This window comes from Alkalibacterium kapii, from assembly GCF_007988865.1.
GTDB classification, from domain to species: Bacteria; Bacillota; Bacilli; order Lactobacillales; family Carnobacteriaceae_A; genus Alkalibacterium; species Alkalibacterium kapii.
In genome coordinates, this window is the sequence record NZ_BJUY01000021.1 from 25,778 (window position 1) to 36,085 (window position 10,308).

At 41.2% G+C, this 10,308-nt stretch carries 10 protein-coding genes; 1 reads left to right on the forward strand and 9 read right to left on the reverse strand.

The window, feature by feature from the left end; translation table 11 throughout:
• Positions 1 to 70 precede the first annotated feature (70 nt).
• The 9 genes from AKA01nite_RS07400 to AKA01nite_RS07440 all read right to left on the reverse strand — a co-directional run bounded on the left by AKA01nite_RS07400 (position 71) and on the right by AKA01nite_RS07440 (position 9,479).
• Positions 71 to 607, reverse strand: coding sequence for an NYN domain-containing protein (locus AKA01nite_RS07400; protein WP_146924682.1), 537 nt, complete (start codon positions 605 to 607; stop codon positions 71 to 73).
• Positions 608 to 641: 34 nt separating this feature from the next.
• Entirely contained in the window at positions 642 to 1,397 is a 756-nt protein-coding gene (gene rlmB, locus AKA01nite_RS07405; RefSeq protein ID WP_146924691.1) for a 23S rRNA (guanosine(2251)-2'-O)-methyltransferase RlmB, read from the reverse strand.
• A 66-nt stretch (positions 1,398 to 1,463) separates the two neighbouring features.
• Positions 1,464 to 1,862: a Mini-ribonuclease 3 gene (locus AKA01nite_RS07410; RefSeq protein WP_146924683.1), complete on the reverse strand. Its 399-nt coding sequence runs from the start codon at positions 1,860 to 1,862 to the stop codon at positions 1,464 to 1,466.
• A gap of 1 nt (position 1,863) precedes the next feature.
• Positions 1,864 to 3,273 (reverse strand): cysteine--tRNA ligase, encoded by a 1,410-nt coding sequence (gene cysS / locus AKA01nite_RS07415; protein WP_146924684.1) that lies wholly within the window; start codon positions 3,271 to 3,273, stop codon positions 1,864 to 1,866.
• A gap of 132 nt (positions 3,274 to 3,405) precedes the next feature.
• A complete protein-coding gene (gene gltX, locus AKA01nite_RS07420; RefSeq protein ID WP_146924685.1) occupies positions 3,406 to 4,884 on the reverse strand; it encodes a glutamate--tRNA ligase in 1,479 nt (492 codons plus the stop codon).
• Positions 4,885 to 5,073: 189 nt separating this feature from the next.
• On the reverse strand, positions 5,074 to 6,189 hold the full coding sequence (locus AKA01nite_RS07425; protein ID WP_146924686.1) for a PIN/TRAM domain-containing protein: 1,116 nt from the start codon (positions 6,187 to 6,189) through the stop codon (positions 5,074 to 5,076).
• A gap of 83 nt (positions 6,190 to 6,272) precedes the next feature.
• Positions 6,273 to 7,643, reverse strand: a complete 1,371-nt coding sequence (radA, locus tag AKA01nite_RS07430) for a DNA repair protein RadA (RefSeq protein WP_146924687.1) — start codon at positions 7,641 to 7,643, stop codon at positions 6,273 to 6,275.
• Between the two features lie 58 nt (positions 7,644 to 7,701).
• On the reverse strand, positions 7,702 to 8,193 hold the full coding sequence (locus tag AKA01nite_RS07435; protein ID WP_146924688.1) for a dCTP deaminase/dUTPase family protein: 492 nt from the start codon (positions 8,191 to 8,193) through the stop codon (positions 7,702 to 7,704).
• A gap of 179 nt (positions 8,194 to 8,372) precedes the next feature.
• The gene (locus tag AKA01nite_RS07440; protein ID WP_146924689.1) at positions 8,373 to 9,479 is read right to left on the reverse strand and encodes an ABC transporter ATP-binding protein; all 1,107 of its coding nucleotides are present in this window, start codon (positions 9,477 to 9,479) and stop codon (positions 8,373 to 8,375) included.
• 451 nt (positions 9,480 to 9,930) lie between these two features.
• On the opposite strand from AKA01nite_RS07440, the gene AKA01nite_RS07445 reads away from it, so the two are divergent.
• Positions 9,931 to 10,236 (forward strand): HesB/YadR/YfhF family protein, encoded by a 306-nt coding sequence (locus AKA01nite_RS07445; protein ID WP_371860870.1) that lies wholly within the window; start codon positions 9,931 to 9,933, stop codon positions 10,234 to 10,236.
• The last annotated feature ends 72 nt before the right edge of the window (positions 10,237 to 10,308 follow it).

Consider the following 10,308-nt stretch of genomic DNA (forward strand, 5'->3'; position numbering starts at 1 on the left):
AAATATATATATAAAAAGACTATTAACCATACAAATTAATAGTTAATAGTCTACTTTAAATAGCAAATAATTATTTTTCTTTTGATTTCTCGATCATATCATAGTATAACTTCTCCAACCGTTTCCGGTCTTCGTCTTTTAGAGGAGAGTTCCGTGAGGGGTTCTGCATCTGGTAAAGCGTGCTGTCCAGGGCAATGTTCTTCTTCGTGCGTTTAACGTCTTTATAGAGTTCGTTGGCAGACTTCCGTGTTGCTCCGCGCTGGAACACCAGCCACTGTTCCGCCAGATCCGACGTGGCGACTTGAACATGGGTGATCAGATGATTCTCTTCTCCCACTGCTTTTTCAATGTAGGTATCGGCTGTTTCCCCTTCACTTGTAAAGATCACGGCAACCTCGTATTTGTCATAACGCTGGGCAATACCTGGTACGAGCTGTGCATCAAACACAATACGTATTTCGATGCCCTCATACTTGGCATAATTACTAAGTTCATGAAGTAAATAATCCCTTGCTGCAGCCATTTTATCCATGCGTTTAAGCTTTACTAATTCAGGCCAAGCCCCAATCATATTATAGCCATCTACGAATAGTAATTCCTTTTTCACTTAACCCCCCTCCTTTCACCTTTGGCATTCTTACTTAAAGCGCATTTCTTTTTCTATATACTTCATACATCAACAGGCCTGAAGCCACTCCGGCATTCAGACTCTGTACATTGCCGACCATTGGAATAGACAAGGTCTCATCCACTTTCTCTTTGACTAGACGCGAGATCCCCTTGCCTTCATTGCCGATCACAAGTCCTACCGGTGATGACACGTCCCAGTAGCGGTAGTCTTTGCCTTTCATATCTGTTCCAAACAGCCATAAACCTCGGTCTTTGAGTTCATCGATCGTCTGTACCATATTTGTCACGCGAGCGACCAGCACGTGTTCGATCGCTCCGGCAGAGGCCTTGGCTACTGTCGAGGTCAAGCCCACTGCTCGACGTTTTGGGATGATGACCCCGTGAACACCACTGGCATCCGCTGACCTTAAAATAGAACCCAGATTGTGCGGGTCTTCGATCCCATCCAGCAGTAAAAAGAACGGTGCTTCATTTTTTTCTTCAGCTTTCTTGAATAAGTCATCGATCGTCGCATAGTTTACAGGGCTGGACGCTAGAACCACTCCCTGATGATTCCCTCCATCAGATAAATGATCCAGTTTGGTTTTAGGTACAAAGGATAACTGAACCTTGCGTTTTTTCGCTTCATTCACGACTTTAGTCAGTTTGTTATCAGTCAGTCCGTCTTGAACGAATAGTTTGTTCACATCTCGTTCTGACTGAAGGGTTTCAAGAACCGGATTCCGGCCATATACCATTTCGTCTTCAGTAAATTCTGACTGGTTCATCTTCTTTTTCTGTTTATCATTTTGATTGGGTCTTTTTTGTATTGCCACGTTATCTCCCCTTTCTTTTTACTGTTTTTCAATGTCTTTGATGCACCACGTTATCACTTCATCTAAACGAGTGCTTTGACCGGTCAGATACAGATAACCGATCAACGCTTCAAAACCTGTGGAACGACTATACGTCTTTGAATCCGCATTTTTTGCTTTTGTATAACTCTTGGCATTGCGTCCTCGTTTATAATACGACAGTTCTTCCTCTGTAAGTATTGCCTCTGTCAGCATATTATCTATAAGGTAGGCTTGCGCTTTTGCTGAGACATAGTTTGTAGCAGAGGCATGCAGACGCTTCGGCTTGGTTTTTCCCAAGGAGATGAGATGCTCTCTAATGGCTTGTTCATAGACAGCATCACCCATATAAGCCAAGGCCAAGCCATTCAATTGCTTTGGATCCACGGACTGGCTCATGCTACTCTCCCCGTTTCCAGCGTACGCCTTGAGCAGTATCTTCAAGTATAATATTCTGATCTTTTAAAAGGTCTCTGATTTCATCAGCACGCTGAAAATCACGGGCTGCCCGAGCATCTTCTCTTTCCTTGATCAGATTTTCGATATCAGTATCCAAAAGATCATCCGCGGCTTCGATCGTTATACCAAAAACATACATGAATTCTTCGATAAGCTGCATCGCGAATTCAAGGACCACTTTGGACACCGCTGATTCTTTGAGATACACATTTAAGTAGCGAACAAGATCATAAACGACTGTGATGCCATTTTGCGCCTGGAAGTCATCATCCATATGACCGATAAAGGCTTCTTTGAATGATTCAAGTTCACTCAGTTTTTCACTGTCTGACCCACTTGCCGCTTCTGCCTGTTTCAGTCGATGTGAGGCGTTGAAATAAGCCGTTTCAATGCGGTCAAGGTTTGTTTTGGCTTCTTCTATCGCCTCAAGAGAATAATTGATTGGACGACGGTAATGGGCGGTTGACATAAAGAATCGTAACGCTTTGGGGTCATGCTGTCTGCGCAGTTCTCTGACCAGCACGACATTTCCGATAGACTTACTCATCTTTTCTTCATCCATCGTGACAAAACCGTTATGCATCCAGTAATTGGCAAAGGTCTGGTGCGTTTTTGCTTCTGTTTGAGCGATCTCGTTTTCATGGTGCGGGAAGGTGAGGTCCTGTCCGCCGGCATGGATATCGATCGTATCTCCAAGATACTTTGTGGCCATTACAGAACACTCGATATGCCAGCCCGGTCGGCCCTTTCCCCAGGGAGATTCCCAGCTTATCTCGCCCTCTTTTGCGGCTTTCCACAAGGCAAAATCAAGCGGATCTTCTTTTTTATGTGCTTCATCGCCAAGTCTGTTGCTGGCTCCTGACTCCAAATCATCCAGTGAAATACGGCTGAGTTCCCCGTACTTTTCAAAGCGTCGGGTACGGTAATAAACGTCTCCTTGTGCTGCATAAGCGTAGCCATTATCAATAAGCGCTTGAACAAAAGTAATGATGTCTGGAATGTTATCCATGACTCGTGGGGCATGTGTTGGCTTTTTCACTTGCAGCGCTTCTGTATCTGCATAAAAAGCATCGATGAATTTATCCGCTACTTCAGGCGCTGTTTTCCCAAGGTCTTGTGCGGCCTTTATAATTTTGTCATCCACGTCTGTGAAATTGGAGATATATTCCACATCATACCCTCTGTATGTGAAATAGCGTCGGATCGTATCGAATGCTACAGAACTGCGGGCATTACCAATATGAATATAATTATAAACAGTCGGCCCGCAAACATACATTTTCACTTTCCCTTCTTCCAGGGGGATAAATGTTTCTTTTTTTCGCGTCAAGGTATTATATATGTGTATCATAGTGCAAGACTCCTTTTATATAATGATTTTTATCATCCCGTTGAACATGACCTGTCAAAAAGAATAGCCACACAACCATATGAAAGAAAGTACAGGTTGCATGGCTTTAACCTTTCTAAACAGTTCTATGCCTCAAAAGGATTTAATTAAATCTTGCGCTTTATTGATATTAGCGATGGCTTTCTCTCTTCCCAGCAATTCGATCGTGTCGTTTAGTTGAGGGCCATGTTCATGTCCGGAAACGGCAACGCGAATAGGCATGAAAAGATTTTTCCCTTTGACTCCCGTTTCCTTCTGTACCGCTTTGATTGCTTTTTTGATTTCACTCGCTTCAAAAGGCTCAACATTTCTCAATTGTTCAGTAAAGGCATCAAGAACCGTTGGGACAGTTTCTCCTTTTAATATGTCCTGAGCTTCTTTTGACCACTCAAGTTTATCTTCAAAGAATAAACTTGCAAGCTGAGTGATCTGTGCCGCATAACTCATTTGCTCCTGGTATAATCCAATCAGTTTTTTGACCCACTGGCTTTCTTCTTCTGAAGGATTAGCTTTGACATAACCCGCTTCTACTAAATGCGGGGTTGCTTTCAGTGTCAGCTCTTCAAGGTCCATGTTTTTCATATACTGATTACTGATCCATTCCAATTTACCAGCATCAAAAGCTGCTGGTGATGTGCCTAAACGGTTATGGTCAAACATCTCTATAAATTCTTCTTTAGTGAACAATTCATTCTCACCGACAGGAGACCAACCCAGCAGTGTAATAAAATTGAATAAGGCTTCAGGTGCATAGCCCAGCTCACGGTATTGTTCAATAAATTGTAAAATCGTTTCGTCCCGCTTGCTTAATTTTTTACCTGTCTCAGCATTTATTATCAATGTCATGTGACCAAAGCGTGGCGTTTTCCATTCAAAGGCATTATAAATCATCATTTGCTTAGGCGTATTTGCGATATGATCGTCTCCTCTTAACACATGAGAGATCTTCATATAATGATCATCAACGGTTACAGCAAAATTATATGTCGGCATACCGTCACGTTTACGAATGACCCAGTCGCCACCAATTGAATCTGATTCAAATGTAATATCACCTTTTACCATATCATTGAATGTATACGTCGTTCCTTTGGGTATACGGAAACGAATGACAGGTGTAATACCTTCTTTCTGCTTGGCCTTTTGTTCAGCCGCAGATAAATGTGCACATTTTCCACTGTAGTGCGGCATTTCACCGCGTGCTCGCTGAGCTTCACGCTCTGCTTCCAGTTCTTCGCTCGTACAGTAACATTTATAAGCGTGATTGCTCGCTAAAAGCTGATCGATGAGCGGATCATAGATCTCTTTACGTTCCGACTGGCGGTAAGGTCCATAAGGGCCTCCAACATCTGAACTTTCATCCCAGTCTATCCCTAACCACTTCAGATTATTCAGCTGACTCGTTTCACCGGTTTCTACCTGTCTTTTCTTATCCGTATCTTCAATGCGGATGATAAAATCTCCACCATGATGACGGGCAAATAGATAATTGAATAATGCTGTACGTGCATTCCCGATGTGTAAATGACCAGTCGGGCTAGGTGCATAACGTACGCGGACTTTTTCTGTCATAATTGAATGCTCCTTATCGTTTTCTATAATTTCATTGTCATAGTACTATAAATTTACCATTATTTCGCTTTTTCTTCTACCGAAGCAGCAAAACTTTGCTTTCAGCTATATATTTTTTTCTTACTTCGATCCGTTCTATCAGTATTTAAAATACCAGCTTTACACGATATACCCAGGGGTGAGACTGAATCAGTTTGTTTGACCTTTTTCGTTATTCAATGATTTCTGTTCATTCGTCAGCTTGGCAAAAATCATACGACCGGCATTCGTTTGAAGAGAGCTCGTCACGATCACGTCGACTGTTTTATTGACGTGGTGCTTCCCTTCTTCTACTACCACCATGGTCCCATCATCAAGATACGCGACACCCTGGCTACGCTCAGTTCCATGCTTGACGATCATCACTCGCATCTCTTCTCCTGGTATGACGACCGGTTTTACCGCATTGGCCAGTTCATTTATATTCAATACTTTGATGTTTTGAAATTCAGCAACTTTATTTAAATTGAAATCATTCGTGATGACCATACCATCCAATTTTTTTGCTAAATGAACCAGCTTTAAATCGACCTCTTCTGTTTCCGGCACATCACTGTCATCCATTTGGAGTGCAATGCTTTTTTCTTTTTGTAAAGCATTTAATATATCCAATCCGCGTCTTCCTCTTACACGTTTTAAACTATCTGATGAGTCAGCAATATATTGTAATTCTTTCAAGACATAATGAGAGACAACGAGGACGCCTTCTAAAAACCCCGTTCTGACAACATCAAGGATACGTCCATCAATGATCGTACTGGTGTCCAGCACCTTGTATTTGCGAAAAGTCTCGCCTTCTTTTCTTTCTAAAACATCACTGTTTTCCTGAGTTACTGTTTTAGGTGTAAATAACCGTCGTATTTCTTCTCTTCTCGATGTCCCAAGCTGGAATCCGCCATAAGCTAATGCAACGGTTAAGACAAAGGGTAAGACGTCGCTTATAAAGATAATGTTCAAAGCACTTAAACCGTAACTAGATAATAAAGCAAGAATAAGTCCAATAATCGCACCAATGCTTCCGAACATTAGATAGGTGATGCTCATTTCGCTGAAGATTTTTTCTATTTTGACAAGGCCTTTTTTTATCGGTGACACTAAAGATAATGAAATCAGATAAAAAATCCCTGCTCCTAAAACCATCCCAGTAATTGGATTCATCAACCACATCGGGGCTTCGCTCCAGTTGGAAATCAGACCGGGGAACGTATTATACCCCAAGCTCCCTCCAACAAGAATGAATGTGAGCAGTATTAACTTTGTTACCATTTACTCCCTCCTCTTTTCTATTATTGTATTACTTTATTAGTATACCAATCTTAATTGAAAATACGAACCTATCCATCTTTTTTTTATGAAAAAGCTCTTTTTATTGCTTCAGATAGTGTTGTACAACCAATCACTTCTATTTTTCCAGGCATATCCCAGCCATCTTTATTATTTTTCGGTATAAACACACGCTTGAACCCTAATTTAGCTGCTTCTTTCACGCGCTGTTCAATTTTAGAAACACTTCGTATTTCTCCGGTCAAACCGATTTCACCAATAAAACAATCCGTTGGACGTGTTTCTTTTTCCTTGTAGCTTGAGGCAATACTGATGGCTATTGATAAATCGATAGCCGGTTCATCCAGTCGGACACCACCAGCTGCTTTCAGGTAGGCATCCTGGTTTTGAAGCAGGAGTCCGGCACGTTTTTCAAGCACCGCCATGATCAGAGATACCCGGGAGTAATCCAGCCCACTGGACGTTCGCTTAGCATTACCGAATACAGTTGGAGAAATGAGTGACTGAATCTCAACTAGCATCGGACGTGTTCCTTCCATAGCCGCTACGACCGCTGAACCAGTGGCCCCAGCTAATCGTTCTTCTAAAAAGAGCTGCGACGGATTTAAAACTTCTTCCAATCCACCATTGCGCATTTCAAATATACCGATCTCATTTGTTGAGCCGAATCGGTTTTTAACTGCTCTTAATATTCTGAAAGTGTGATGCTGTTCTCCTTCAAAATACAAAACAGTATCTACCATATGCTCCAGCATTCTCGGTCCGGCGATTGCTCCTTCTTTGGTCACATGGCCGACAATAAAGATAGCTATTTCGTTCATCTTTGCTATCTGCATGAGAGTAGAGGTCGATTCCCTGACTTGTGAGACACTTCCAGAGGCACTGTCAATATTGACATGGTGCATGGTTTGAATGGAATCGATGATCACATAGTCGGGTTTCAACTGTTCGATCGTTCCTTGTATGGCGCTTATCTCAGTCTCTGCGTACAAGTAAAAATCGGTTCCCCGCAGCTCGAGCCGTTCTGCTCTCATTTTTATTTGAGCTGTACTCTCTTCACCGGAAACGTAGAGCACTTTTCCGCCCTGCTGATTTAACTGTGCAGAGACTTGCAAAAGTAGTGTGGACTTTCCGATACCCGGATCCCCACCGATCAGAACAAGCGACCCTGGAACCACGCCACCACCTAAGACGCGATTGAATTCACCCATTTTAGTTTTGACACGTTCTTCTTTTTCTATAGTTATTTCTGTGATTGCTTGTGCTTTGGATGCTTTACCGGACATCGTCACACGGCTCCGACTGTCAGACTGATCCTGTATTTTTTCTTCGACCATCTGATTCCATGTCCCACAACTCGGACACTTGCCAAGATACTTTGGAGATTCGTATCCACAATTCTGACAAACAAACACCGTTGCTTTCTTTTTTGCCAAATCTCTAGACTCCTTTAGTGTCATTTCAGACTGCAATTAAACTGTTATTTATTGCTTTTTATTTTCCAGATGAGCCAAATCCACCTGTGCGCTTTTCAAAAGACTGGTCTTCTGCATCTGCTGTTTCATACTTCGTAAAAATACCTTGTGCAATTCTTTCACCTTTTAAGATTTCTAAATCGTCCATCCCATAATTGATGACCTGGACAAATATCTCGCCTTCATTCTTATCGTTATCGTAGTAGTCAGAATCAATAATACCGATCCCATTAGGTACGGCTAATTGTCGTTTCATCGGATTACTCGAACGATTAGCTAAAAGTAAATATTCATTTTCAGGCATGTATACTTTAACACCAGTAGGAATGAGTGTTGACTGCATAGCTACCTTCGGATCGCCTTCTTTCAACGCTTTAAATAAAGAAGGAACGGATATATTCTTTGAAGCCATTAGATCGTAACCGGCCGATCCTTTTGTTGCGCGTTTGGGTAACGTGATGCCCAAACCTTGATATTTTGACACAATTTCAAATCCTCTAACTTTAGTCATTATACATTCCGCACGCGATAAACGTACGAATGAACCTCCCTTTTCAAACAACATTATAATATTACCATTTTACACTAAATCTGTTCCGACATAAATGGATAAGTTAAAAACCCCTCTGAATATACACTGTATATCCAAAGGGGTAGGGGGGATCTATTTAAGGGTCTTACCTGTGTCGATCAGCGGATCACATTAGTTGTTTCTGGATCAAAGAAGTGTGATTTACCCATATCGAAAGCCAGTTCTACTTCTTCGCCTGGTTTGTGATAATCACGGGCATCAACGCGGGCAATATATTCTGTATCTCCCAGCTGTGTATATAACATTGTTTCTGCACCTAAAAGTTCCGATACCGTTACAGTAGACTTGACTACAGACGTAGCTGAAGCTTCTAAAGCCACTTGTTCACTCTTGATGTCTTCAGGACGAATACCAAAAACTAGTTCAGAACCATCTTTGTATCCTTTTTCGTGTAACAACTTCATTTTACCATCGGGAATCTCAATATCCAGGCCATCATGATTACTGATGCGATTACCTTGGAGAGTAACATCAAAGAAGTTCATGGCAGGTGAACCAATAAATCCACCAACAAAAACATTGACCGGGAAATCGTATACTTCTTTAGGTGTACCGATCTGCTGTATGAAGCCGTCTTTCAAAATAACGATACGATCTGCCATCGTCATCGCTTCTGTTTGGTCATGCGTGACATAAATAGACGTTGTATTTAAACGTCGGTGCAGTTTGGCGATTTCAGCACGCATCGCTACACGCAATTTAGCATCCAGGTTTGACAGTGGCTCATCCATAAGGAATACTTTAGCATCACGTACAATAGCACGTCCTAAAGCTACACGCTGACGCTGTCCACCAGATAAAGCTGCCGGTTTTCGATCCAATAATGGAGTCAGACCTAAGATGTCTGCAGCATTATCTACACGTTTTTTGATTTCATCTTTTTTGTACTTACGCAGTTTCAATCCGAAAGCCATATTATCAAATACAGTCATATGCGGATACAAGGCATAGTTCTGGAATACCATTGCGATATCTCGATCTTTAGGAGCGACATCATTCATCATCTTGTCACCGATCCATAATTCGCCGTCAGTAATTTCTTCCAATCCAGCAATCATACGCAAGGTTGTTGACTTTCCACACCCTGAAGGTCCAACAAAAACGATAAATTCACGATCTTTAACACGCATATCAAAATCCGATACTGCAAAATCATCTGCATTATCATAACGCTTATAAATATTTTTCATTGCCATTTCTACCATGAGTAAAACACCTTTCTTGATTCCATTTTTTATGTGTTCTATTTAATTATTGTTGACCTGTTAATTAATATTATATTGAAAACGCTCTATTCTTTCTATGTAATGTTGCACAAAGATGATAAGGTTGTTTTGTGCAGGTTGCTAAATGATCTTTTCAATTCAGTCCTTATAGCTGGTATACAGTGCAGATAATAAAGAAACTCCCTCATATGAAAGTATTAACAGCCATGTATGGGCAGAAGCTTTCTTATGAAGCATATGGCTGGATAGTATGGCAGGCATAGTCTACTTCATTGACAACGATGGCTATACTCTTTAAAATTGAAATCATACAGGATGGTTCGAAAAATAAAAACCACTATATCATATCTTTAATGCTATTCTTTTATACCATTGCCTGACAATGAAAGCATGATTAACGCTTTAAAAATAATAGAAAAACGACGGAGGAATGACCTTGAATATTAAAATAACCGATAAAGCCGTTTCCTGGTTTGAGAATGAAATGGGGCTGGAACCTGGTGACGGTGTCCATTTTTTTGGTAAAGTATATGGAAAAACTGAAATTCATGAGGGGTTCTCAGTAGGGATGAGAATAGAAAAACCAGACAGTAATTTATTAGGGAAAGTAAAAATCAATGGGATCACTTACTTTGCCAGCAAAGAAGATGACTGGTTCTTTAGTCGATATGATCTTGTTGTGGACTACGATGACAAAAAAGAAGAACCCATCTACCATTTTAATGCCAAGGAATAAAACACAAAGAGCCGAAGACCTCCACGGAAGTCTTCGGCTCTTTGTTTTCGTTTAAAAGTAAGTATATAAAAA

What these genes read in the sequence shown, in the direction of transcription:
- cysS (WP_146924684.1), bottom strand. Translation starts at nt 3,273, where the DNA reads ATGATACACATATATAATACCTTGACGCGAAAAAAAGAAACATTTATC.
- rlmB (WP_146924691.1), bottom strand. Translation starts at nt 1,397, where the DNA reads ATGAACCAGTCAGAATTTACTGAAGACGAAATGGTATATGGCCGGAAT.
- AKA01nite_RS07440 (WP_146924689.1), bottom strand. Translation starts at nt 9,479, where the DNA reads ATGGTAGAAATGGCAATGAAAAATATTTATAAGCGTTATGATAATGCA.
- AKA01nite_RS07410 (WP_146924683.1), bottom strand. Translation starts at nt 1,862, where the DNA reads ATGAGCCAGTCCGTGGATCCAAAGCAATTGAATGGCTTGGCCTTGGCT.
- AKA01nite_RS07425 (WP_146924686.1), bottom strand. Translation starts at nt 6,189, where the DNA reads ATGGTAACAAAGTTAATACTGCTCACATTCATTCTTGTTGGAGGGAGC.
- AKA01nite_RS07445 (WP_371860870.1), top strand. Translation starts at nt 9,931, where the DNA reads ATGACCTTGAATATTAAAATAACCGATAAAGCCGTTTCCTGGTTTGAG.
- gltX (WP_146924685.1), bottom strand. Translation starts at nt 4,884, where the DNA reads ATGACAGAAAAAGTCCGCGTACGTTATGCACCTAGCCCGACTGGTCAT.
- AKA01nite_RS07435 (WP_146924688.1), bottom strand. Translation starts at nt 8,193, where the DNA reads ATGACTAAAGTTAGAGGATTTGAAATTGTGTCAAAATATCAAGGTTTG.